The 23,326-nt window shown below is 67.8% G+C and carries 27 protein-coding genes; 19 read left to right on the top strand and 8 right to left on the bottom strand.

The genetic code is table 11. The annotated features are described in order from the left end of the window. Nucleotides 1-29 precede the first annotated feature (29 nt). On the bottom strand, nucleotides 30-1,229 hold the full coding sequence (gene sucC, locus AC0CH8_RS03490) for an ADP-forming succinate--CoA ligase subunit beta (protein ID WP_465238683.1): 1,200 nt from the start codon (nucleotides 1,227-1,229) through the stop codon (nucleotides 30-32). A gap of 203 nt (nucleotides 1,230-1,432) precedes the next feature. On the opposite strand from sucC, the gene AC0CH8_RS03485 reads away from it, so the two are divergent. Continuing rightward, nucleotides 1,433-1,765 carry a PilZ domain-containing protein gene (locus AC0CH8_RS03485; RefSeq protein ID WP_204199001.1) on the top strand — a complete coding sequence of 111 codons (333 nt, stop codon included), beginning with the start codon at nucleotides 1,433-1,435 and terminating at the stop codon, nucleotides 1,763-1,765. A gap of 181 nt (nucleotides 1,766-1,946) precedes the next feature. Here AC0CH8_RS03485 and AC0CH8_RS03480 read toward each other — a convergent pair whose 3' ends face one another. Next, complete coding sequence (locus AC0CH8_RS03480; protein ID WP_204199002.1) at nucleotides 1,947-2,882, bottom strand: ribose-phosphate pyrophosphokinase; 936 nt, start codon at nucleotides 2,880-2,882, stop codon at nucleotides 1,947-1,949. 101 nt (nucleotides 2,883-2,983) lie between these two features. Here AC0CH8_RS03480 and gltX point away from each other — a divergent pair, with 101 nt between their 5' ends. From gltX to AC0CH8_RS03435, 9 genes are all read left to right on the top strand, one after another. Beyond that, on the top strand, nucleotides 2,984-4,309 hold the full coding sequence (gene gltX / locus AC0CH8_RS03475) for a glutamate--tRNA ligase (RefSeq protein ID WP_465238682.1): 1,326 nt from the start codon (nucleotides 2,984-2,986) through the stop codon (nucleotides 4,307-4,309). 107 nt (nucleotides 4,310-4,416) lie between these two features. Then, nucleotides 4,417-5,097: an energy transducer TonB gene (locus tag AC0CH8_RS03470; protein ID WP_465238681.1), complete on the top strand. Its 681-nt coding sequence runs from the start codon at nucleotides 4,417-4,419 to the stop codon at nucleotides 5,095-5,097. An 88-nt stretch (nucleotides 5,098-5,185) separates the two neighbouring features. Continuing rightward, nucleotides 5,186-5,533, top strand: a complete 348-nt coding sequence (locus AC0CH8_RS03465) for a hypothetical protein (protein WP_465238680.1) — start codon at nucleotides 5,186-5,188, stop codon at nucleotides 5,531-5,533. A 20-nt stretch (nucleotides 5,534-5,553) separates the two neighbouring features. Beyond that, the gene (ribD, locus tag AC0CH8_RS03460) at nucleotides 5,554-6,492 is read left to right on the top strand and encodes a bifunctional diaminohydroxyphosphoribosylaminopyrimidine deaminase/5-amino-6-(5-phosphoribosylamino)uracil reductase RibD (RefSeq protein WP_465238679.1); all 939 of its coding nucleotides are present in this window, start codon (nucleotides 5,554-5,556) and stop codon (nucleotides 6,490-6,492) included. A 10-nt stretch (nucleotides 6,493-6,502) separates the two neighbouring features. Then, nucleotides 6,503-7,105 (top strand): riboflavin synthase, encoded by a 603-nt coding sequence (locus AC0CH8_RS03455; RefSeq protein ID WP_465238678.1) that lies wholly within the window; start codon nucleotides 6,503-6,505, stop codon nucleotides 7,103-7,105. Beyond that, complete coding sequence (gene ribB, locus AC0CH8_RS03450; protein ID WP_204199008.1) at nucleotides 7,095-8,228, top strand: 3,4-dihydroxy-2-butanone-4-phosphate synthase; 1,134 nt, start codon at nucleotides 7,095-7,097, stop codon at nucleotides 8,226-8,228. Before AC0CH8_RS03455 ends, ribB begins: the two co-directional genes overlap by 11 nt. Nucleotides 8,229-8,232: 4 nt before the next feature. Then, nucleotides 8,233-8,655, top strand: a complete 423-nt coding sequence (ribH, locus tag AC0CH8_RS03445; RefSeq protein ID WP_055844659.1) for a 6,7-dimethyl-8-ribityllumazine synthase — start codon at nucleotides 8,233-8,235, stop codon at nucleotides 8,653-8,655. After that, nucleotides 8,655-9,200 carry a GNAT family N-acetyltransferase gene (locus AC0CH8_RS03440; protein ID WP_465238677.1) on the top strand — a complete coding sequence of 182 codons (546 nt, stop codon included), beginning with the start codon at nucleotides 8,655-8,657 and terminating at the stop codon, nucleotides 9,198-9,200. Before ribH ends, AC0CH8_RS03440 begins: the two co-directional genes overlap by 1 nt. Then, a complete protein-coding gene (locus AC0CH8_RS03435; RefSeq protein WP_465238676.1) occupies nucleotides 9,197-9,580 on the top strand; it encodes a hypothetical protein in 384 nt (127 codons plus the stop codon). Before AC0CH8_RS03440 ends, AC0CH8_RS03435 begins: the two co-directional genes overlap by 4 nt. 178 nt (nucleotides 9,581-9,758) lie before the next feature. Here the strand turns inward: AC0CH8_RS03435 and AC0CH8_RS03430 are convergent, their stop codons facing one another. Continuing rightward, nucleotides 9,759-10,847: an alkene reductase gene (locus tag AC0CH8_RS03430; RefSeq protein ID WP_465238675.1), complete on the bottom strand. Its 1,089-nt coding sequence runs from the start codon at nucleotides 10,845-10,847 to the stop codon at nucleotides 9,759-9,761. Nucleotides 10,848-10,902: 55 nt separating this feature from the next. Here AC0CH8_RS03430 and AC0CH8_RS03425 point away from each other — a divergent pair, with 55 nt between their 5' ends. From AC0CH8_RS03425 to AC0CH8_RS03395, 7 genes are all read left to right on the top strand, one after another. After that, nucleotides 10,903-11,928, top strand: coding sequence for a DMT family transporter (locus AC0CH8_RS03425; RefSeq protein WP_465238674.1), 1,026 nt, complete (start codon nucleotides 10,903-10,905; stop codon nucleotides 11,926-11,928). Further along, nucleotides 11,925-12,626, top strand: a complete 702-nt coding sequence (locus AC0CH8_RS03420; protein WP_465238673.1) for a COQ9 family protein — start codon at nucleotides 11,925-11,927, stop codon at nucleotides 12,624-12,626. The genes AC0CH8_RS03425 and AC0CH8_RS03420 overlap by 4 nt, the downstream gene beginning before the upstream one ends. Before the next feature lie 119 nt (nucleotides 12,627-12,745). After that, nucleotides 12,746-13,411 carry a PEPxxWA-CTERM sorting domain-containing protein gene (locus tag AC0CH8_RS03415; protein ID WP_465238672.1) on the top strand — a complete coding sequence of 222 codons (666 nt, stop codon included), beginning with the start codon at nucleotides 12,746-12,748 and terminating at the stop codon, nucleotides 13,409-13,411. 91 nt (nucleotides 13,412-13,502) lie between these two features. Next, the gene (locus tag AC0CH8_RS03410) at nucleotides 13,503-13,754 is read left to right on the top strand and encodes a FeoA family protein (protein ID WP_204199016.1); all 252 of its coding nucleotides are present in this window, start codon (nucleotides 13,503-13,505) and stop codon (nucleotides 13,752-13,754) included. A 21-nt stretch (nucleotides 13,755-13,775) separates the two neighbouring features. Next, a complete protein-coding gene (feoB, locus tag AC0CH8_RS03405; RefSeq protein ID WP_465238671.1) occupies nucleotides 13,776-15,629 on the top strand; it encodes a ferrous iron transporter B in 1,854 nt (617 codons plus the stop codon). Between the two features lie 13 nt (nucleotides 15,630-15,642). Then, nucleotides 15,643-16,221 (top strand): single-stranded DNA-binding protein, encoded by a 579-nt coding sequence (gene ssb, locus AC0CH8_RS03400; protein WP_465238670.1) that lies wholly within the window; start codon nucleotides 15,643-15,645, stop codon nucleotides 16,219-16,221. Between the two features lie 5 nt (nucleotides 16,222-16,226). Next, nucleotides 16,227-17,783 (top strand): sensor histidine kinase, encoded by a 1,557-nt coding sequence (locus AC0CH8_RS03395; RefSeq protein ID WP_465238669.1) that lies wholly within the window; start codon nucleotides 16,227-16,229, stop codon nucleotides 17,781-17,783. A 243-nt stretch (nucleotides 17,784-18,026) separates the two neighbouring features. Here AC0CH8_RS03395 and AC0CH8_RS03390 read toward each other — a convergent pair whose 3' ends face one another. From AC0CH8_RS03390 to metX, 4 genes are read right to left on the bottom strand one after another with little or no spacing between them, the layout of a single operon-like run. Continuing rightward, nucleotides 18,027-18,419 carry a response regulator gene (locus AC0CH8_RS03390; protein WP_465238668.1) on the bottom strand — a complete coding sequence of 131 codons (393 nt, stop codon included), beginning with the start codon at nucleotides 18,417-18,419 and terminating at the stop codon, nucleotides 18,027-18,029. Nucleotides 18,420-18,462: 43 nt separating this feature from the next. Further along, nucleotides 18,463-19,059 (bottom strand): methionine biosynthesis protein MetW, encoded by a 597-nt coding sequence (metW, locus tag AC0CH8_RS03385; protein WP_465238667.1) that lies wholly within the window; start codon nucleotides 19,057-19,059, stop codon nucleotides 18,463-18,465. Next, nucleotides 19,056-19,490 (bottom strand): GNAT family N-acetyltransferase, encoded by a 435-nt coding sequence (locus AC0CH8_RS03380; protein WP_465238666.1) that lies wholly within the window; start codon nucleotides 19,488-19,490, stop codon nucleotides 19,056-19,058. Before AC0CH8_RS03380 ends, metW begins: the two co-directional genes overlap by 4 nt. Then, nucleotides 19,487-20,596, bottom strand: coding sequence for a homoserine O-acetyltransferase MetX (gene metX / locus AC0CH8_RS03375; protein WP_465238665.1), 1,110 nt, complete (start codon nucleotides 20,594-20,596; stop codon nucleotides 19,487-19,489). The genes AC0CH8_RS03380 and metX overlap by 4 nt, the downstream gene beginning before the upstream one ends. Before the next feature lie 60 nt (nucleotides 20,597-20,656). On the opposite strand from metX, the gene hisC reads away from it, so the two are divergent. Continuing rightward, on the top strand, nucleotides 20,657-21,763 hold the full coding sequence (hisC, locus tag AC0CH8_RS03370; RefSeq protein WP_465238664.1) for a histidinol-phosphate transaminase: 1,107 nt from the start codon (nucleotides 20,657-20,659) through the stop codon (nucleotides 21,761-21,763). Beyond that, nucleotides 21,763-22,671, top strand: a complete 909-nt coding sequence (locus AC0CH8_RS03365) for a prephenate/arogenate dehydrogenase family protein (RefSeq protein ID WP_211534461.1) — start codon at nucleotides 21,763-21,765, stop codon at nucleotides 22,669-22,671. Before hisC ends, AC0CH8_RS03365 begins: the two co-directional genes overlap by 1 nt. 30 nt (nucleotides 22,672-22,701) lie before the next feature. On the opposite strand, the gene AC0CH8_RS03360 is transcribed toward AC0CH8_RS03365, so the two are convergent. After that, entirely contained in the window at nucleotides 22,702-23,172 is a 471-nt protein-coding gene (locus AC0CH8_RS03360) for a hypothetical protein (RefSeq protein ID WP_204199024.1), read from the bottom strand. Nucleotides 23,173-23,326: the final 154 nt, after the last annotated feature.

The raw sequence follows: 23,326 nt of genomic DNA, 5'->3' as shown, positions 1-23,326 counted from the left end.
GCCCCTTCGAACATCGGGTCAGGCGCGGCTCACGCCGCCTTCTGCACCTCGGCCACGATCTTCTTCGCCGCATCACCCAGGTCGTTGGCGGGGACGATCGCGAGACCGGAGTTCGCCAGAATGTCCTTGCCGGCCTGCACGTTGGTGCCTTCCAGACGGACAACCAGCGGCACCGACAGGTTCACTTCCTTTGCCGCGGCGACGATGCCCTCGGCGATGATGTCGCACTTCATGATGCCGCCGAAGATGTTGACCAGGATGCCCTTCACCGCGGGATCGGCGAGGATGATCTTGAACGCCGCGGTGACCTTCTCCTTGTTGGCGCCGCCGCCGACGTCGAGGAAGTTGGCCGGGAACATGCCGTTCAGCTTGATGATGTCCATCGTCGCCATCGCGAGGCCGGCGCCGTTGACCATGCAGCCGATATCGCCATCGAGCTTGATGTACGCCAGGTCGTACTTCGACGCCTCCAGCTCCATCGCGTCCTCTTCGGTGGTGTCGCGCAGTTCCATCAAATCCTTGTGACGGAACATGGCGTTGCCGTCGAAAGCCACCTTGGCGTCGAGCACCATCAGCTTGCCGTCGTCGGTCACGGCAAGCGGGTTGATCTCGATCTGCTCGGCATCGGTGCCGAGGAAGGCGTCGTACAGCTTCGCCGCGGTCGAGGCGGCCTGCTTGGCGAGGTCGCCGGTCAGCTCCAGCGCAGCGGCGACGGCGCGGCCGTGATGCGGCTGGAACCCGGTCGCGGCGTCGATATCGATCGAGTGGATCTTCTCGGGCGTGTCGTGCGCCACGGTTTCGATGTCCATGCCGCCCTCGGTGCTGGCGACCATCGACACGCGGCCCGTGGCGCGGTTGACGAGCAGCGCGAGGTAGAATTCCTTGGCGATGTCGACGCCGTCGGTCACGTACAGGCGATTGACCTGCTTGCCCGCGTCACCCGTCTGGATGGTGACGAGCGTGTTGCCGAGCATGTCGGTCGCCGCCGCGCGAACTTCGTCAGCCGTCTTGGCGAGGCGTACGCCGCCCTTGGCGTCGGGGCCGAGTTCCTTGAATTTGCCCTTGCCGCGGCCACCCGCGTGGATCTGCGCCTTCACGACGTAGAGCGGCCCAGGCAGCTTCTCGGTGGCGGCGACGGCTTCCTCGACGCTCATCGCGGCAAAACCGGCGGGCACGGGCACGCCGAACTTGGCGAGCAGTTCCTTGGCCTGATATTCGTGAATGTTCATGGGATCATCCGCCTTTCTGGCTACGCATCATGCGAGAGGGTCTGGAGGCTTTGCGCGCCCCTAAAGCACAGGGGGGCGATCAAATCCACCCCTTGCGTCGCTGCTATTGCATGCTGTTTGCAATAAGCCAGTTCGGTGTCGGTCAGATCGGCCGAACACGGCGTTATCCGAATAATAACCATTCGAGGCGCAGTAAGGTGTTCATGGAACGCCCGGTCTTTACGCCGCCCTTCGAATCCGTCCCCGGAGAGGATCACCGCCACGCGTTGCGCCGCGCGGTGAAAATGCGTGCGCACCTGCGCGACCGCGGCCAGACCAAGTTCGAGATCGACGTGGTCGACCTGTCGATGTCAGGCTTTCGCGCGGAGACGAGCTTCACCCTGTGGCCTGGCACGATCGTGTGGCTGACGCTGCCGGGGCTGGCACCGCTGGAGGCGGTCGTCGCGTGGCGGGACAAGTTCCGTTACGGCTGTGCGTTCAACAAGCCGCTGCACCCGGCGGTGTTCGAGCATATCGTCGGCCTCGGGAACCGCTAAACGGTTCCACAGGCCCGGCCGGCGGGTCGGCGAAGCCAACCCCACCGACGGCGGCTTTTCCGCCGGACTTCATCGAACCGCAGAACCACGTCGCCGTGCCGACGGCAAAGCCGCCGTCGGAAGAGTCCGGCACCGCCGGCTCGCCGTCCGAGCAGTCTCTTCGACTGATGGGCGAAGCCGCTCAGTCGAAGAGACTGCTCACACTCGTCTCGTCCGCGATGCGCTTGATCGCCTCGCCCAGCAACGGCGCGATCGGCAGGTGGCGAATGCGGGTCGTCGCACCGATCGACTCGTGGTTGCCGATCGAGTCGGTGATGACCAGCTCGGTCAGGCTCGATCCGTCGACCCGCGCCACCGCGCCGCCCGACAGCACGCCGTGTGTGACATAGGCGACGACATCCTCCGCCCCCGCCTCGCGCAGCGCCGCCGCGGCGTTGCAAAGCGTGCCCGCCGAATCGACGATGTCGTCGATCAGCACGCAGAAGCGGCCCTCGACATCGCCGATGATGTTCATCACCTCCGACTCGCCCGCGCGCTCGCGGCGCTTGTCGACGATCGCCAGCGGTGCATTGTCGAGTCGCTTGGCGAGTTGCCGCGCACGAACAACGCCGCCCACGTCGGGCGACACGACCATCAGGTTCTTGCCCTTGAACCGCGCCAATATGTCCGCCGACATCACCGGCGCGGCGTAGAGGTTGTCGGTCGGAATATCGAAGAACCCCTGGATCTGCCCGGCGTGCAGGTCGACCGACAGCACCCGGTCCGCGCCGGCGACGGTGATGAGGTTCGCGACCAGCTTGGCGGAGATCGGCGTGCGCGGCCCCGGCTTCCGGTCCTGTCGCGCATAGCCCATATACGGGATCACCGCGGTGATCCGCCGCGCCGACGCCCGCTTCAGCGCGTCGATGATGATGAGCAATTCCATCAGGTTGTCGTTGGCCGGAAAGCCGGTCGACTGGATCACGAACACGTCCTCGCCCCGGACGTTCTCCTGGATCTCGACGAACACCTCCTCGTCGGCGAAGCGGCGGACCAGCGCGTCGGTCAGCGGCAGTTCCAGATACTGCGCGATCGCGGTCGCGAGCGGCAGGTTCGAATTGCCGGTGATGAGTTTCATGCGTCGTTCCTGAGCCGCCCCGTAGGACGCTCCCCTTACCCCCGTGCAACATGGATGCAATGTTCTTGGCCCAGGGTCGCGTGCGACCTAGAGCGCGCAGCATGATCGTCACGCGCTTCGCCCCCTCGCCCACCGGCCGCCTGCATGTCGGCAACATCCGCACCGCATTGCATAACTTCATGTGGGCACGGGCGAACGGCGGACGCTTCCTGCTGCGCATCGACGACACCGATGCGGAGCGGAGCGAGGAGCGTTTCGTCGATGCTATCCGCAGCGATCTCGGCTGGCTCGGCCTGACACCCGATGCGGAGGTCCGCCAGTCGGAACGATTCGCGCTGTATCAGGCGCGGTTCGACGCGCTGGTCGCGGCGGGGCGCGTCTATCCGGCCTATGAGACGGCGCAGGAACTGGACCTGAAGCGCAAGATCCTGCTCGGCCGCGGCCTGCCGCCGGTCTACGACCGCGCCGCCCTGACGCTGACCGACGACCAGCGCACGGCGCTGGAGGCGGATGGCATTACGCCGCACTGGCGCTTCCGGCTGGACCACGCCGCGCCGATCACGTGGGACGATCTGATCCGCGGGCCGCAGCGCTTCGATCCGGCGACGATGAGCGACCCCGTCGTGCGCCGCGCCGACGGATCGTGGCTGTATATGCTGCCCTCCGCGATCGACGATGTGGAGATGGGCGTAACTCATGTCGTTCGTGGCGAGGATCACGTGTCGAACACCGCCCTACAATTGCAGATGTTCGATGTGATGGGTGCGACTCCGCCCGCCTTCGCGCACGAGGCGCTGCTGACCGGCAGCGAGGGCAAGCTGTCGAAGCGGCTTGGTGCGCTTGGACTCGATCATTTTCGTGCGGAGGGCATCGAGCCGCAGGCGATCCGCGCCCTGCTCGCGCGGCTCGGCACCAGCGACCCGGTCGAGGCGATCGACGACGCCGTGCTGATCGCGACGTTCGACTTTGCCCGCTTCGGTCGTGCGCCGGCACGCTTCGACGAGGCGGAACTCGCGCAGCTTAACGCCAAGATCCTGCACACGCTGCCGTACGAGGAGGTCGCGGACCGATTGCCGGCGGGCATGGACGCCGCGGCATGGAACGCGGTCCGCCCGAACCTGACTGCGGTCAAAGACGCCGCCAACTGGTGGGGGGTCGTGGAAGGACCGATCGCCGTGCCCGATCTCGACGAGGACGACCGCGCCTATCTGGCCGACGCCGCGCAGGCCGCCGCGACGATCGACTGGGCCACCGACCCTTGGCACGCGCTGACCGGCGCGTTGAAGGCGACGACTGGCCGCAAGGGCAAGACGCTGTTCCTGCCACTGCGACGGGCGCTGACCGGCCTCGACCACGGGCCCGACATGGCGGCGCTGCTGCCGCTGATCGGGCGGGAACGCGCGCTGGCGAGGCTCGCACTGCGCTAGCGCAATAGGCCACACAGGGGCCACTTGCGCTGATTACGATATGATGTAACATCCTTCATGCGGTTGGCCGACTCGCACCTTGTCACTCTGGTGAAGGAGCGTTGCTGATGTATGCGGATCGTTATGGCGGGCCTGCGCGTGCCCGGTTCAACCCCGGCGGCCTTGCGGCGGCGATCGGGATCAACGCGGCGGTCATCGCGGCACTCATGGTCGCCGCGCCGATCGTGACGGGACGCCCGCCCGCCGATCCACCGCTCGTCACGATCTTCAGACCGATAGACCCGCCCCCGCCCCCCGAGCCCAAGCCGGCCGATCCACGGGTCAGCGCGGAACCTCGCCCGGCGCCGCCGCTGGATGCGCCAAAACCGATCGTCGAGACGCCGATCGACTCGCCCCTGACCGGCACCGTCGATCCCCTGCCGCCGCTCCCCTACAACGCCCAGCCCGGCACGGGCACCTCAACGGAGGCGGTCCCGGAACCCAAGCCGCTGCCTCCGCCACTGATCGTCGGGCCTGCCGTCGATTCGCGTTACGCCGGCGATTTCCAGCCCGACTATCCCCCGTCCGAACGCCGTCTCGGCAACGAGGGCAAGGTCACGGTGCGCGTGCTCGTCGGCGCGGACGGTCGCGTCAAACAGGTCGAGCGGGTCAGCGCGACGAGCGACGCGTTCTTCCGCGTCACCGAACAACGCGCCCTGTCGCGCTGGCGCTTCCGCGCCGGCACCCGCGATGGCGTCGCCGAGGCGGCGTGGCGGGTGATGACCGTGACGTTCCGGATGGAGGACTGACCCGCCCGTCTCGTGCTCCCGCCGCTGCGGGAGCACGAGAGGAACGACACCACTGGCAACTGCGCACCAACAGGCCTATTTTCCCCAGATGCAGTTCTTTTCCCGCATGTCGCCGGTGAGCGCGATCCGCGATCTCCGCGCCTTCCTCGCCACGCGCACGCGGATCGATCTCGCGTTCCTCGTCGCGTCGATGCTCATCACCGGCTTCTTCATCTACGCCTTCGCGCACGACAGCCGCGTCGACCCGACGTACAAGCGCGACATCGTCTATGTCGAACAATGGCCGGCGAACCGCACCGATGCGGAGATCGTCGCCCAGCAAAAGATCGACGCGCCGATCAAGGCCGCCGCCCTGAAGGCGCAGGCCGATGCGGAGGCGGCGAAGCGCGCGTCGTTCAAGCGCCTGGACGACAAGCTCAAGGGCTGGGGCATCTGACCCACGCCGACGCGCGCTGGATGGCGGCGGCGCTGACGCTGGCGGAGCGGACGCGGGGGCGCACTGCCCCCAACCCCAATGTCGGCTGCGTCATCGTCAAGGCGGGTCGCGTCATCGGCCGCGGCTGGACGGCCGCGGGCGGACGACCGCACGCCGAAGCCACCGCTTTGCAGCAGGCCGGCACAGAGTCGCGCGGCGCGACTTGCTACGTCACGCTCGAACCCTGCGCGCATGTGTCGCCGCGTGGCCCCGCGTGCAGCGACCTGCTCGTCGCGGCCGGCGTCATGCGCGTGGTCGGTGCGATCGAGGATCCCGACCCCCGCACCGCCGGGGCCGGCTTCGCCCGACTGCGCAGCGCAGGCATCGTCGTCGATGTCGGAACCGGCGCGGCGGACGCCCGCCGGACGATGGCCGGCTTCCTGACCCGGCGCACGCTCGACCGCCCGTTCGTCACGCTGAAGCTCGCGACCTCGCTCGACGGCATGATCGCGACTGCATCGGGGCAAAGCCGCTGGATCACCGGCCCCGAAGCCCGCGCGCACGTCCACCTCGAACGCAGCCGGCACGAAACGATCCTGGTCGGCCGCGGCACGCAAGATGCCGATGCGCCGAAGCTCGACGTTCGCCTGCGGGGGCTGGAGGACCGCTCGCCGCGCCGGTTCATCCTGTCCGCGGCCACGACCGGCGACAGCGTCATCGCTGCTCCTGACGCCATCGGCGACCTTCCCGGCGACCATCTGTTCGTGGAGGGTGGTGCCGCCACCGCCGCCGCCTTCCTGCGCCATGACCTTGTCGACCGGCTGCTGCTCTACCGCGCGCCGATCCTGATCGGTGGCGGTCGCCCGGCCGTCACCGATATCGGCCTGTCCGATCTGGGCGACGCGCATGGCCGCTGGCGGCTCTACGATGCGCGTGCGCTTGGCAGCGACCGGTTGGAAGTCTACGAGCGCGCCAGATAGACGAGGGTCCATGTTCACCGGCATCATCACCGACATCGGCACGATCGAGGCCGTGGAGCATCGCGGCGACGCGCGCGTGCGGATCGCGACCGCCTACGACACCGGCACCGTCGATCTGGGCGCGTCGATCGCCTGTTCGGGCGTGTGCCTGACGGTGGTCGACAAGGGTCCCGGCTGGTTCGCGGTCGACGTGTCCGGGGAAACGATCGGCCGCACCGCCGATCAGTGGCGCGAAGGTCGCACGCTGAACCTGGAACGCGCGATGAAGCTGGGCGACGAACTCGGCGGCCACATCGTCACCGGTCACGTCGACGGTGTCGCGCATATCGTCTCGGTCGAACCCGACGGGGATTCGAAGCGCATCCTGTTCTCGGTTCCGCCCGCCCTCGCACCCTTCCTCGCCACCAAAGGCTCGATCACGGTCGACGGCGTGTCGCTGACCGTCAACGCGGTCACCGACGCGGCGGACGCGACCGAGTTCGGCGTCAACGTCATCCCGCATACGCAGGCCGCGACGACGCTCGGCGCCCTGACCGTGGCCGACACCGTCAACATCGAGATCGACGTGCTGGCGCGCTACCTGCAACGGATGGAGCATTATCGTGGCCGCTAATCCGGAGCTGGCGCGCCTCCGCCACGCCTTCCTGTCCTCGCCCGAGGAGATCATCGACGAGGCGCGCAACGGCCGCATGTTCATCCTCGTCGATGACGAGGATCGCGAGAACGAGGGCGACCTCGTCATCCCCGCGCAGATGGCGACGCCCGAAAAGATCAACTTCATGGCCCGCCACGGCCGCGGTCTGATCTGCCTCGCGATGGCCAAGCGCCGCGTCGACGAACTCGGCCTCGACCTGATGAGCCGCAACAACGGCACCCGTCACGAAACCGCCTTCACCGTCTCGATCGAGGCGCGCGAGGGCGTGACGACGGGCATCTCCGCCGCCGACCGCGCGCGCACGATCGCCGTGGCGATCGACGGCACGAAGGGCGCGGCCGACATCGTGACGCCCGGCCACGTCTTCCCACTGGTGGCGCGCGACGGCGGCGTGCTGGTACGCGCCGGCCATACCGAAGCGGCCGTCGACGTCTCGCGTCTCGCCGGCCTCAATCCCTCCGGCGTGATCTGCGAGATCATGAACGAGGACGGCACGATGGCGCGGATGGACGACCTGGTGTCGTTCGCGCAATTGCACGGCCTGAAGATCGGCACGATCCGCGACCTGATCGCCTATCGCCGCCGCTACGACCACCTCGTCGAGAAGAAGGCGGAGGCGAAGTTCACCAGCCGCTGGGGTGGCGAATGGACCACCCGCGCCTATCGCAACACCGCGACGGGCACCGAGCAGGTGGCGCTGGTCAAGGGCCGGATCGACCCGTCGCAGCCGGTGCTGGTGCGGATGCACGCTTTGTCCCCTTACGGCGACATCTTCGGCGAGGAGTCCGCACGCGGCGGCCTGCTCCAGCGATCGATGGAGATGATCGCCGAAGCCGGATCGGGCGTCATCGTCCTCATCAACCGCCAGCGCGCCGATGCCTTCACCACCGCCGTCCGGCGACAGGCGGGCGAGCAGGTCGAGGTGCCGATGGAGGAACTGCGCGACTACGGCGTCGGCGCGATGATCCTGGCGGAACTCGGCGTGCATGACATGATCCTGCTCACCAACACCCACCACACCCTTGTCGGGCTCGACGGTTACGGCCTGTCGATCGTCGGCGAGCGGCGCATCGAGGACTGACAGCTTGGCCCATATCCTGATCGTCGAGGCGCGCTTCTACGACCATCTCAACGACCTGCTGGTCGCCGGCGCGCGCGCCGCGATCGAGGCCGCAGGCCACACGCACGAGACGGTGACGGTGCCGGGCGCGCTGGAGATTCCCGCCGCGATCGCGCTGGCGGCGGAGGCCGACCGCTATGACGGCTTCGTCGCGATCGGCGTCGTGATCCGTGGCGAGACCTATCATTTCGAGATCGTCGCGGGTGAAAGCGCGCGCGGCATCATGGCGTTGACGATGGACGGCCTCGCCATCGGCAATGGTATCCTGACCGTCGAGAACGAGGCGCAGGCGCTGACCCGCGCGCGTCCCGACGAGAAGGACAAGGGCGGCGAGGCGGCCAAGGCGGCGCTCGCGCTGCTCGACCTGCGCGAGCGGTTCGGCGGCTGATGACCGGCGGCCCGATCCTCTTCACGCCGCGCCTGATGCTCAGGCCGCTGGCGGCGGAGGATCTGGAGCCGTGGGTAGCGTTCCACGCCGATCCGGAAACGATGCGCTTCCTCGGCGGCGTGCAGGCGCGCAGCGTCGCGTGGCGCTCGCTGTGTGGCATGGCCGGCGCATGGACGATCCGCGGCTTCTCGATGTTCGCCGTCGTCGAACGCTCGACCGGCGCATGGGTCGGGCGCATCGGCCCGCACCAGCCCGATGGCTGGCCCGGGACGGAGGTCGGCTGGGGCGTCGCGCCGGCCTTCGCGGGCAAGGGTTACGCCCATGAGGCCGCTATCGCCGCGATCGACTATGCGGTGGACGTGCTCGGCTGGACACATGTGATCCACACGATCGATCCCGACAATCATGCCTCGATCCGGCTCGCGCAGCGACTGGGCGCGACCAATGGCGGGCCGTGCAGCCTGCCGCCGCCGCTGGACGCCTTCCGCGTCGATGCGTGGGGGCAGTCCGCCGCCGACTGGCGCACGGGTCGCCCCGGCCGGTGACCGAGCCGCCGCCCTCCCGCTACCGCGTCGTGGAGCGCGGCCGGCGGCTGGAGGTGATCGATACGCGGGCGAACCCGACCGGTCCGCCGCCACGCCTCTTCCCGCGCCAGACGCGTTTCGACGGCAGCGGCGACATCACCACGCGCGCCTTCTACGACGCGAAGGGTCCGCGCACGATCCGCCTCGACAGCGTCAGCGTCGGGGTGATCGCCCGGGTGAAGTTCGTGGCGCTGTTCGCCGCGTTCGCGTTCGTCGTCGCGGCGGTGGCGATGCCGTGGCTGCTCGCCATCCCGTTTGCGCTGTTTAGCAAGGCCGTCCGCAACCCGGCGCGCGACGGCATCACCCGGTGGCTCGACGGGATAGTCGCACGTGGGGGTTGAGGTGGGCGGTCGCCAAACCGGCACAGCAACAACCATCTACCCCGGCGAAGCTGGTGCGTCTCACCGGTCACCCGGGAACTGGACCCCGGCCTTCGCCGGGGTGGCACGGGAAAACCGGCAACCTTGATGGCTATTCGACCCGGAACATCCAAAGCTCCGGGTCGAGCAGCCATGTCCGTTACGCCGCCTCGGTTTCCAGCGCAGGATAGTCGATATACCCCTCCGGCCCCTGGCTATACAGCGTCTTCGGGTCGATCGGGTTGAGCGGGGCATCGATCCGCAACCGCTCCGGCAGGTCCGGATTGGCGAGGAACGTCCGCCCGAACGCGATGGCATCCGCCGCGCCCGCATCCAGCACCGCCTGCGCCTGCGCACGGCTGGTGAAGTCGGAATTGAGGACCAGCGGACCATCGAAAAGCTGCCGGATCAGCGGCGACTGCTTCGGGACATCGGTTGCCCCGTACGTACCGTCGGGGCCGAGTTCGCGCAGTTCGAGGAAGGCGATGCCGATCTCCGACAGCGCCTTCGCCGCCGGGCCGAACACCGATGCCGGATCGCTGTCATCGACCCCTTGCGAATTGCCGTTCGGCGACAGGCGCACCGCCGTTCTATCCGCGCCGGCGATCGATGCGACGCGCTCGGTCACCTCACGCAACAGGCGCACCCGGTTCTCCGGGCTGCCGCCATATCGATCGTCCCGGAAGTTCGCATTGTCGCGCAGGAATTCATCGATCAGATAACCGTTCGCGGCATGCACCTGCACGCCGTCGAACCCGGCCGCCATCGCGTTGCGCGTCGCCCGCTCGTAATCGTCCAGCAACCGCGGGAACTCCGCCACGTCCAGCGGCCGCGCCGTCTCGAACGCCTGCTTGCCGTCATAGGTGTGGACCGTGCCGTCGGACCTGGTCGCCGACGACGATACCGGCTGGCTTCCCGTTACAGACGAATGCACCTGCCGCCCCATATGCCACAGCTGCGCGACGATCCGCCCGCCCGCGGCGTGCACGGCATCGGTGACCGGCTTCCACGCCGCGGCCTGCTCGTCGCTCCACAACCCCGGCGCATAGGGCCAGCCCAGACCTTCGCGGCTGATTCCCGTCGCTTCGGAGATGATGAGGCCCGCGCTCGCTCGCTGCGTATAATATTGCGCCATGATCGGCGTCGGCACGGCATCGCGATCCGCCCGACCGCGGGTCAGGGGCGCCATCAGCACACGGTTCGCGGCGTGGATCGCACCCAGATCGATCGGGTCGAATAGTTCGGGCATGGAAACTCCTGTTTCAAAGGCTGTTGCGTCAACAGATAGGACGCTACAGCGCCTCATGCCCGCATCGGACCGCCCAAGAAAAACTGGTCCCCTGCAAAGCATCGATCCCCTGCAGGGCGATGCTCCGGCGGAACCGGAGGCGAGAGGCACCACGCCCGCTCCCCGCACCGGCTCCGCGCTTGCGTTTCTTGCCCTGATCGTGGGCAACGTCGCGCTCGCCTTCGGCCCGCTCTTCGTGCGGATGGCCGATACCGGTCCGGTCGCGGCCGGCTTCTGGCGGATCACGCTGGCGGCGCCGTTGCTCGTCGTCCTCGCACTGGCGGGACGGGGCCAGCCGACCGACGCCGCCCCGATGATGACGCCGAAGCGGTGGACGATCCTGATCCTCGCGGGCGTGGCGTTCGCCGGCGATCTCGGCAGCTGGCACCTCGGCATCATGCGCACCACGCTCGCCAACGCGACGCTGCTGGGCAATTGCGCCACCTTCATCTTCCCGATCTACGGCTTCATCGTCGTGCGCACATGGCCCAGCCGGACGCAGGGGTTCGCGCTCGCGCTGGCCGGGGCGGGGGCGCTGCTGCTGCTCGGGCGGTCCTACGATCTCGATCCCGCCAATCTGGTCGGCGACGCGCTCTGCCTGACCGCGGGCCTGCTCTACGCCGTCTATTTCATCATCATGGCGGGCGTGCGGGAGCATGTGCCGCCGATGCCGGCGCTGGCCCTGTCGACGATCGCCAGCATCGTGCCGCTGCTGATCTTCGCCGTCGCGTTGGGGGAGACGGTGATGCCGACCGCGTGGGGCCCGCTGCTGGGGCTCGCCCTCGTCAGTCAGGTGTTGGGCCAGGGATGCATGATCTTCGCACTCGGCAAGGCGTCGCCGTTGATGGTCGGCATCACCTTGCTGATCCAGCCGGTGGTCGCCGCGACGATCGGCTGGCTGATCTATGGCGAGCGGCTCGGTGCCGTCGACTGGATCGGCATCGCGATGGTCGCCGCCGCGCTCGTGCTGGTCCGCCGCCGGCCCGTGGTTGCACCGGAGCCGGTCAGCCCTCATGTGCAGGAGCCGAGGAGCATAGCATGATCGCCCATCCCACCACGCTTGAGCCGCCCGCCGCACCGGCCGATCCGACGCTGGACGAGCTGCGCCTCGAACTGGCGCCCGCGATCGCCGCCAATGCCGCGTTCGACGGGTGGAGCGAAGCGGCGCTGGCGATGGCGGCCGAAGGCAACGGCGTCGATCCGGACATTGCGACGCTGGCGTTCGCCGGCGACCGCGGCGTCAGTGCGGTGGAGATGATCGACGCGTGGTTCTCGACCATTGACCGGCGGATGGCGGAGATGCTGCCGCCCGAAGCGCTCGCGACGATGAAGATCCGCGCGCGGATCGCCGCGCTGGTCGAGGCGCGGCTGGCGATCCTCGCCCCGGACCGGGAGGCCTTGCGCCGCGCGCTGACGATCCTCGCCATGCCGCAGAACGTCGCCCGCGCCGCGAAGCTGGGCTGGCGCAGCGTCGATGCGATCTGGCGTCTCGCCGGCGACACCGCCACCGATTACAATCACTATACGAAGCGCACGATCCTGCTCGGCGTCTACGGTGCCACCGTGACCGTCTTCCTCAACGACGAGAGCGAGGGCCATGCCGACACGCGGGCTTTCCTCGATCGCCGCATCGACGGCATCATGCGCTTCGAAAAGGCGAAGGCCGGCTTCCTGAAGCGCACCGAGCACCGCCCCAGCCTGTCCCGCTTTATCGGCCGGTTGCGCTACCCCGCCGTTTGATCGCGGCAGGGGCGCTGTCGTTTTCCTCGATGGGTATGCCGCAATGTAACGGCGCCGTCATCTTGACCGTCTAGCGCGACCGGACCGATTTATCGTTCCGGTTCAAAGGATAACGTCTGATGATGAAGCGCATCGCGGCCATCGCGCTGCTGGCCGGCAGCGCCGCTCCCGCCGCCGCCGCCGCCGTTCTCGACTTCGATGCCGCCCGTGGTCGCAACGGCCGCACCGGCTATGTCTATGGCCCGTGGCTGGAGGATGGCTTCCGCGTCTCCGCCGATCGCTGCCCCGCCAACAACGGGGCCTGCTTCGTGACGACCGGTACGACGCTCACCAGCCTCGACCGCACCGGCGCGGCGCTGACTAACCAGCTCGGCGGCGCGGTCGTCACCGTCGCCCGCGTCGATGGCGCGGCGTTCGTGCTCGACGAACTGACGATGGCCAACAATTACGGCAACTTCAGCGGCTTCGGGCCGGTGACGATGGATGTCGATTTCACCTTCGCCTTTGCCGACGGCTCCAGCCGCGCGCAGACCTATGTCCTCGACAATTTCGCCGGGCAGCGCCTGACGCCGAATGTCCTGACCTTCGACCTGTCGCCGCTGCTGTCGTTCAGCTTCACGCCGCGCGCCGGGTCGAGCGGGTTCGTGCAGTTCGACAACATCCGGCTCGGCGACGTGGCGGCGGTGCCGGAACCGGCCAGCTGGGCGATGATGATCGTCGGAATCGGCGCCGCGGGTGGTGCGCTGCGCCGGCGCAGGACCCATGCCGTCGTCACCCTCGGATGACCGACGGGACCGGCCGCGATCCCCTGCGGCCGGTCCCTCGTCGCCGACGAGGTTATTGATAATCAATCGCAGGCCTTCTATGTGGCGAGTTATGGTTCCCGACCGCCTCGATACCCTTCCCCGTCATCGCCGGGCGCTGATCGCCGCGATCGACTGGACGCGCCTCGCCGATCCTGAGGCGCGCCGGTTGCGAGAACTGGGCTTCGACGAGGGTGTCGGGGTCGAGGTGCTGCACCGCGCGTCGATCGGCGGCGGACCGATCGCGTGCCGGATCGGCCGGATGACGGTGGCGCTGCGCCGCGCCGTTGCCGCCAGCATCCACGTCGCGCCGCTCGCCGGCTGACCAGCCATCGAACATCGCCCGGTGCATGCCGCGCCCCTGGTGGCGCTGGTCGGTAATCCCAACGCCGGCAAGAGCGCGCTGTTCAATGCCCTGACGGGTGCCCGGCAAAAGGTCGGCAATTATCCCGGCGTCACGGTGGAACGGCATTCGGGCCGCATGGTGCTGGACGACGGTCGCCCGATCGAACTGGTCGACTTGCCCGGCGCATACAGCCTCGACCCCTCCTCCCCCGACGAGCGCGTCACGCGCGATGTCGTGACCGGGCGCGGCGGCTTCGAACGCCTACCGGACGCGCTGGTGGTGGTGGTCGATGCCGCCAATCTCGACAATCACTTGCGCTTCACGTTGCAGCTGATTGCGCTCGGCGTCCCCGTCATCGTCGCGCTGAACATGATCGATCTGGCGGAGCGCGACGGCCTCGTCCTCGATCCGGCCGTGCTGGAGCGCGAACTCGGCGTCCCCGTCGTCTCCACCGTCGCAGTGCGCCGTCGCGGGCTGGACGAACTGCGCGCGAAGCTGTCGCCACTGCTCGGCGGCCATCCGGTGCCGGCCGTGGACCGGGTCGAGGAGAACATCGTCGTCCTGCAACGCCGCGCCCGCACGATCGCGGCGGCGGCAACGGTGTCGGAAACACCCGCACGTCGCTGGGCGCACTGGCTCGACGCGGTCGCGCTGCATCCGGTCGTCGGGCCACTGCTGCTCGTCGCGATCCTGTTCGTCATGTTCCAGGCGGTGTTCAGCTGGGCGGCCACACCCGCCGACATGATCGACGTGGCGTTCGGCGGGCTGGAGGGTTGGGTCCGCGAGACGGCACCCGACGGCTTCTGGCGATCGCTGGTGACCGACGGCCTGATCGCCGGCGTAGGTGCGGTCATCGTGTTCCTGCCGCAGATCCTGATCCTGTTCCTCTTCATTCTGGTGCTGGAGGCGTCGGGCTACATGGTCCGCGCCGCGTTCCTGATGGACCGGTTGATGGCGACCGTCGGCCTGTCCGGCCGTGCGTTCATCCCGCTGCTGTCGAGCTTCGCCTGCGCCGTCCCCGGCATCATGGCGACGCGCACGATCGAGGACGAGAAGGACCGGCTGACCACGATCCTCATCGCCCCGCTGATGACGTGCAGCGCGCGCTGGCCGGTCTACACGCTCATCATCGGTGCGATGATCCCCAACATACAGGTGCTGCCGTTCGTGCGCCTTCAGGGGCTCGTCATGTTCGGCCTGCTCGTGATGGGCGTCGCCGGCGCTTACGTCGCCGCGCTGCTGCTGCGACGTACCGTCACCAAGGGCGCATCGTCAGGCTTCATGATGGAGATGCCCAAATACCAGTGGCCGCGCTGGCAGGACATCGGCATCGGCCTGTGGACGCGCGCGATGATCTTCCTGAAGCGCGCCGGCACGATCATCGCCGCGACGACGGTGGTGCTGTGGCTGCTGCTCAGCTTCCCCAAACCGCCGCCGGGCAGCAATATCAGCCCGGTCGATTATTCGATCGCCGGCCGCATCGGCAACGGCATCGAGACGGTCGTCGCCCCGATCGGCTTCAACCGCGACATCGCCTTGGCGCTGCTACCGGCGATGGCCGCGCGCGAGGTCGCGGTGTCGGCGATCGGCACCGTCTATGCGATCGACGATGCGGAGGGCGAGTCGGGCACACGCGCGATCTCCGATCGGCTGCGCGGCCGCTGGAGCCTTCCGACCGCGCTGGCGTTCCTGATGTGGTTCGTGTTCGCGCCGCAGTGCATCTCGACGATCGCCGTGACCCGGCGGGAGACGAATGGATGGAAGTGGCCCGCCTTCATGGTTGGCTATCTGTTCGCCGCCGCCTACATCATGGCCGGCTTAACATACTGGCTGGCGGTCGCCGTCGGCCTCTGATTCGGGGCAATTCATGGCGGGCAGCGTCAACAAGGTCATTCTGGTCGGCAACCTGGGGCGCGACCCCGAAAGCCGCTCGTTCCAGAACGGTGGCAAGGTCGTCGAACTGCGCATCGCGACATCGGAATCGTGGAAGGACCGCAATTCCGGGGAGCGCAAGGAGAAGACCGAGTGGCACACGGTCAAGGTCTTCAACGAAGGTCTTGCGAACGTGGCGGAAAAATACCTCCGCAAGGGATCCAAGGTCTATATCGAGGGCGCGCTGACCACGCGGAAGTGGCAGGACCAACAGGGTCAGGACCGCTATTCGACCGAGATCACGCTGCAAGGTTTCAACAGCGTCCTGACGATGCTCGACGGCGCCGGTGGCGGTGCAGGCGGCGGTGCCGGTGGCGGCCGCAGCGGCGGCGGTGACGATGATTGGGGCGGCGGCGGTTCGTCCTCCGGCGGCGGCTATGGCGGCGGTCGATCGGGCGGCGCGAGCGGTGGCGGAGCCGGAGGCGCGTCCGGTGGTGGCGGCGGCGCACGCGGCGGCAGCTTCGGTCAGGGCGGCGGCTTCGCGGACGATCTCGACGACGACGTGCCGTTCTGATCGGCATGAGCTTCGACAAATCCATCCTGTGCGACGATCGTAGGACGCGCGTTCTCGCGTCCTACGACACCGGCGATTTACGCGAGGCGGGTGCGCTGGACGACATCGTCGGCTTCGCAGCGCGGCTTTGCGACACGCCGGTCGCGCTGGTGACGTTGGTCGAGGCGGAGTTTCAGCAGTTCCTGGCGCGCACGGGCATCGATCAGGACCGTACGCCCAGCGACATTTCGTTCTGCGCACACGCGCTCGGCGGGCCCGACATCTTCGAAGTCGTCGACGCGACGCAGGACCCGCGCTTTGCAGGCAACCCGCTGGTCACCGGCGATCCCTATGTCCGCTTCTATGCCGGCGCGCCGATGCTCTCTGGCGAGGGCGTCGTTCTCGGCACCGTTTGCGTCATCGACACCGTCGCCCGTCCGCTCGGCCTGACCCCTCTTCAGCGCGAAGGGCTGGCGCTGCTGGCGAAAGCGGCGATGGCACGGCTGGACGATCGCCGCACCTCGCGCGAGCAGGGCGAGGCAGAGGCGCTGTCACGTCAGGCGCTGGAGGATAGCGAGCAGCGGTTCCGGACTCTGGCCGACACGATGCCGCAGATGGTCTGGTCGACGCTGCCGGACGGCTTCCACGATTATTACAATGCGCGCTGGTATGAATTCACCGGCGTGCCGCAGGGGTCGACCGACGGCGAGGCGTGGAACGACATCTTTCATCCCGACGATCAGGATCGCGCCTGGTCGGTGTGGCGCCACAGCCTCGAAACGGGCGATCCCTATGACATCGAATACCGGCTGAAACATTTCGACGGCACCTATCGCTGGGTTCTCGGGCGGGCCTTGCCGATCCGCGACGGCGACCATGTCATCGTCCGCTGGTTCGGCACCTGCACCGACATCCACGAACAGAAGATGGCGCTGGATGAGCGGGAGATCATCAGCCAGGAACTGTCGCACCGCATCAAGAACATCTTCGCGGTGATCGCCGGCCTGGTCGGGTTCGCTGCGCGCGCGCGTCCGGAATTCGCGCCCGCCGCGACGGATCTGCGCCAACGCATCACCGCGCTCGGCCGCGCGCACGATTTCGTCCGCCCGCACAGCGCCCAGTCACGCCCGGCGTCGCGTCAGGACAGTCTGCACGGCCTGCTCCAGGACCTGTTCAGCCCCTATAGCGGCGCGAACGAGGAGCGGATTGCGGTGTCCGGCGAAATGGTGTCGATCGACGACCGCTCGGCGACTCCGTTGGCGCTGCTGTTCCACGAACTCGCGACCAATGCGACCAAGTACGGTGCCCTGTCGATCGAGGGCGGCCACGTCGTCGTCGAGGTCGAGAACCGCGACGATCTGGTCATGATGACGTGGCGCGAGCGGGGCGGTCCCGTCGTCGTCGATCCGGGTGTCCATTCCGGCTTCGGCAGTCAGTTGATCGAACTCAGCGCGGTACGGCAGCTTGGTGGAACGGTCGCCAAGGACTGGCGTCCCGAGGGTCTCGTCGTCACGGTCGAAATCCCCGCCGCCGCCCTCAGCCGCGACAAGATGCCGCATCAGGATCACCGCGCGCGGCACTGACCGCTAGATTTTATCTGCCCCCTCCCCTTTAGGGGGACGGACTGGAATAGGGCTTTTCCGCAAGCAGGTCACTTGTAGAGAATCCCACGCCAACCTCCGTCAGCAGGGAAACGAGCGGGCCGCTCCATCCCGAGCTATCAGGCTTCCATACAAAATCCCACCCCGGCTGTTGCCAGGATGGGCTCCGATCCGACTCTGATCCTAGCGGCGCATCATCCGCGCGACCCACGCCGCTTCGTACGATTATCCCGCCGCGGCGAGCGGCTGCACCTGATCGTTGGCGACCATCGTGTCGCCGGCGGCCATCGCGGCTGCGGCCAAAATGGCTGACTCGCTGAACGGCTTCCGCACGAATCCCAACGCAGATTCGCTGGCACCGATCTGCGCCGGATTGGCGGTCACGAACACCACTTTCACGCCATAGTCGGCAGCGATCCTGCGCGCGATCTCGGGCCCGGTCGGTCCATCCCGAAGGTTGACGTCGACGAACGCGAACGCGCACTCGGGGGCGGCGTCCAGCGCTTCCTGCCGATCCGCCGCAATCGCGCAGACCCGGTAGCCGGCATCCGTCAGGATGCGTTCCAGATCCAGAGCGACGAAAATTTCGTCTTCGACGATCAGCGCGGTCTTGCTCATACCATGTCCAGCAGGTTCGGAGTGGGCAAACGCTTGATCTGGATCATAGTTCCTCGCGGTGCAACAGGAATACCGCGTGTTCCGCCAGCAGGTTGGCCCCCGCCGCCGCCCGTCGCGTACCCCGCGCCAGGAACCACGCCTCCTCCACCGCCACGCCGCGCTTGCTCAGGAACGCCCGGAAGTCGTCGATCGTCACGTGGTGGATGTTGGGCGTGTCGTACCACTCTTCCGGCAGCAGCGACGTCACCGGCATCCGCCCGCCCCACAGCAACGACAGCCGCACGCGCCAGTGCGCGAAGTTCGGAAAGCTGACGATCGCGCGTCGTCCGATCCGCAACAACTCGTCCAGCACCAGATGCGGGTTGCGCGTCGTCTGCAACGTCTGGCTCAGGATCGCATAATCGAAACTGGCGTCGGGGTAACCTTCCAGGTCAACATCCGCATCCCCCTGCACCGCCGCCAACCCCCGCGCGACCGCGGCGGCGACGTTGGTCGGATCGATCTCCAGCCCACGCACGTCCGCATCACGCTCGTCGCGCAGGCTTGCCATCAGCGCCCCGTCGCCACAGCCGACGTCCAGCACCCTTGCTCCCCGCGCCACATGCTGCGCGATGATCGCCAGATCGGGCCTGAGACTCATAGCGTCCGCAACCGCTCTGCCGCACCCGGTGCGAGCCGCTCCATCAGGAAGTCGGGTCGCACCGGTGCATGAAAGCCAAGTGCTTCGTAGACGCCGTGCGCGTCGCGGGTGTTGAGCATGATCCGCCGTATGCCCACATAATCGGCATGGTCGAGGAAGAAGCCGGCCAGCCGCCGTCCAAGTCCCGCGCCGCGTGCTTCGGGATCGACAAAAACGTCCGCTAGCCAGCCGAACGTCGCGCGATCGGAGATCAGCCGCGCGAAGCCCACCTGCACACCGCCCCGATACGCACCGACTGCATGCGACCCGGCGATCGCCCGCTCCACCGTCGTCCGCTCGATTGCCGGTGACCAGTAACTGCCCGCGAGCCAGGCATGAACGCGCTCGACCTGCAACAGCGCGGGATCGTCGGACAGCACGATGTCGCTCACCGCCCACCCCGCAGGAATCCGTCGACCACGCGGTTCAGTTCGGGGCTGTCGAGCAGGAACGCGTCATGGCCGTACGGGCTCGACAGCTCCACGAAGCTGACCGCGCGACCCGCGGCGTTCAGCGCGTGGACGATGGTGCGCGAATCGGCGGTCGGATACAGCCAGTCGGTATCGAAGCTGACGAGGCAGAACCGCGCCGCCGTCGCGCGGAACGCATTCGCCAGCAAGCCGCCATGCTCCTCCGCCAGATCGAAATAATCCAGCGCCCGGGTGATGTAGAGGTAGGAATTGGCGTCGAACCGGTCGACGAAGCTCAACCCCTGATGCCGCAGATAGCTCTCGACCTGGAAATCCGCGTCGAACCCGAAACCCTTCGAATCGCGCGCCTGCAACTTGCGCCCGAACTTCTCGGTCAGCCCTGCTTCCGACAGATAGGTGATGTGCGCCGCCATCCGCGCCACGGCCAGCCCGGCGGACGGCGGATCGCCCCGATGATACTCGCCGCCCTGCCAGTTGGGGTCGGCCATGATCGCCTGCCGCCCGACTTCGTGGAACGCGATGTTCTGCGCCGAATGGCGTGCCGTGGAGGCGATCACCACCGCCGCCGCGACTCGCTCCGGGAACGTCGCCGGCCATGACAGCGCCTGCATCCCGCCCATCGACCCGCCAACCACCGCCATCAGCCGTCCGACGCCGAGATGATCGAGCAACAGTGCTTGTGCGCGCACCATGTCGCGGATCGTGATGACCGGAAACCGCATGCCCCAGGGCTGCCCGGTCGACGGATCGACCGACGCTGGCCCGGTCGATCCCATGCAACTGCCCAGCACGTTGGAACAGATCACGAAATGCCGCGCCGGATCGATCGGCTTGCCCGGCCCAACCAGCCGCGTCCACCATCCGGGCTTGCCGGTGCGGGGGTGGGCGGAGGCGACGTGCTGGTCGCCGGTCAGCGCGTGGCAGATCAGGATCGCGTTGCCGCCGTCCGCAGCCAGCTCGCCATACGTCTCGTACGCGATGTCGATCGGGCCCAACGTCCCGCCGCCGTCCAGCCGCAGCGGCCCCGGCAGCGTCACGCGGCGCGCAAGGCCGTAGCGGTCGTCCACGCTGCGCCGGTTAGTCCGCACAGGCTGGCGGGGCAAGACCGCGCTCGCTATGCGCAAGCGATGACCGACAGCAGCACCGCCGCCCCTGCCCCCAAGCCGTGGATTCTGGGCATCGCCCCCTACGTCCCCGGTCGCGCCACCAGCGAGGACGGGCGCAAGGTCGTGAAGCTGTCGTCGAACGAGAACCCGTTCGGCACGCCCGAGGCCGCCCGCGATGCCTATCGCAGCGCGGCAACCGAGCTCGAACGCTATCCCGATGCCGCCGCAATCGAACTTCGCGCCAAATTGGCAGCGCATTACGGGGTCGAGGCGGACAGGCTGATCTACGGCACCGGGTCGGACGAGGTGCTGCACCTCGCCGCCGGCACCTTCGCCGGACCGGGCGACGAGATCATCCACGTCCGCTACGGGTTCGCGGTGTACGAGATCGCGACGCGGCGCGTCGGCGCCACGCCGGTGATCGCGCCCGACCGCGATTATGCCACCGATGTCGACGCGATCCTCGCCGCGGTGACGGAGCGCACCCGCGTCGTCTTCGTCGCCAACCCCAACAACCCGACCGGCACCTACACCGACCGCGGCGAGATCGCGCGCCTGCACGCCGGCCTCCCTCGCGACGTGCTGCTGGTGCTCGACCAGGCCTACACCGAGTATCTGGAAACCGAGGACGACGACGGCGGGCTCGAACTGGCGCGCACGCAACCCAACGTGCTGGTCACGCGCACCTTCTCCAAGATCTTCGGCCTCGCGTCGGAGCGGATCGGCTGGGGCTATGCCTCCACGGAGATCATCGACGCCATGCACCGCATCCGCGCGCCCTTCGCGTTCGGCATCGGCGCGCAGCGGGCGGCGATCGCGGCGCTCGGCGACGACGGCTTCGTCACCCGCAGCCGCGAGCATAATCGCGAATGGCGCGACTGGTTCACCGACGCCATGACCGCGATCGGCCTGCGCGTGGTGCCCAGCAAGGCGAACTTCGTGCTGGTGCTGTTCGAGGGTGCGTTGACCGCGGAGGTCGCCTATCACGCGCTGATGGCGGCCGGCTACGCGACGCGCTGGTTGCCCGGACAGGGCCTCCCGCACGGCCTGCGCATCACGATCGGCACCGAAGACGAGCTGCGCGCGGTGGCGGACGTGCTCGCCGCCGGGGTCCAGAAGGCAGGCTGATGCTGCCGTTCGCGCGCGTCACGATCGTCGGTCTGGGCCTGATCGGCTCCTCGATCGCGCGCGGCGTCCGCTCGACGATGCCGACCGTGCGCGTCACCGGGTACGATGCCGACCCGGATGTGCGCGCGACCGCAGTGCGGATCGACCTGTGCGACGATGTCGCGGACAGCGCCGGCGCGGCAGTGATCGACGCCGATCTGGTGGTGCTGTGCGTGCCGGTCGGTGCGATGGGCGCGGTCGCGGCGGAGTTCGCCGCCGACCTGCCCGGCGACGCGATCGTCAGCGATGTCGGCGGGTCGAAGGAAAGCGTGATCGCCGCTCTCCGCGCGGTTTTGCCCGACGCGACGATCGTTCCCGGTCATCCCGTTGCCGGCACCGAGCATAGCGGCCCCGAATCGGGATTCGCGACGCTGTTCCGCGGCCGTTGGTGCATCCTGACGCCGGAGGACGCCACGCCGGAAGCCGCCGTCGTTCGCCTCCGGTCGTTCTGGGAGGCCCTCGGGGCGAACGTGGAGATCATGACGCCGCGCCACCACGATCTGGTGCTCGCCGTCACCAGCCACGTACCGCACCTGATCGCCTATTCGATCGTCGGCACCGCGTCCGATCTGGAAGAGGTGACGCAGGGGGAGGTCATCAAATATTCCGCCGGCGGTTTCCGCGACTTCACGCGCATCGCCGCATCCGATCCGACGATGTGGCGCGACGTGTTCCTGAACAACCGGGAAGCGGTGCTGGAGATCTTGCAGCGCCTGACCGAGGACGTGACGATGCTGCAACGCGCAATCCGTTGGGGCGACGGCGATGCGCTGTTCGACCTGTTCACCCGCACCCGCGCGATCCGCCGGTCGATCATCGAACAGGGGCAGGACGATCCCGCCCCCGATTTCGGTCGGTCGCACCAATAAGCGAGGCTGCGCGAAGCGGTCGCGCGGTCGTCAGGCGATGGCCGCGAGATAGCCCTCGATCGCCTTGCGCCCGCTATCGCTCAGCGACACTTCGATCCGCCGCCGGTCGATCGGATCGGTGACCCGGTCGATCAGCCCCAGCTTGGCGAGATGATCGATCCAGCGCTGCGACGTGGTGACCGGCGCATCCGCGCTGCCGACCAGCGTCTTGACGTTCATGATCCGGCGTTCGTGATCGGCGACATACAGCGCCAGCAACATATCCCAGGCCGGTTCGTGGAACAGGTCGGCCGGCAGATGCCGACGGCGGAGGCGGCGTTCCTCCAGCAATCGCCGACAGACCGTGATCGGTTCCCGGACCGGCGCGGCGGTGGCACCGTTCAAAGGAGTTGCGGGATGATCGGTATGAACCTGATCGGCGCGCATGCTGAACTCGTCGGCGACTGCTGACAGTTTGGCCGTCATGTCCTTGATCAGGGCTACGATCGAGGCGTCGCTCACAATCTATACTGCTCCATCAGGCCAGCCCCCCGTCGTGCGATCAGCGATTGATCCCATCGTTCAGACGGAAAACCCGTGCATTGGTTCCGGCTGAGACGATGAACCAATCTCGATCATATTGTAATAGCTTTACATCCACAATCCAAACATATGT

The sequence above is a fragment of the Sphingomonas sp. AC435 genome (genome assembly GCF_979253005.1).
The sequence above is the reverse complement of the archived record's forward strand: the minus strand, read 5'-3'. Positions and strand labels throughout refer to the sequence as shown.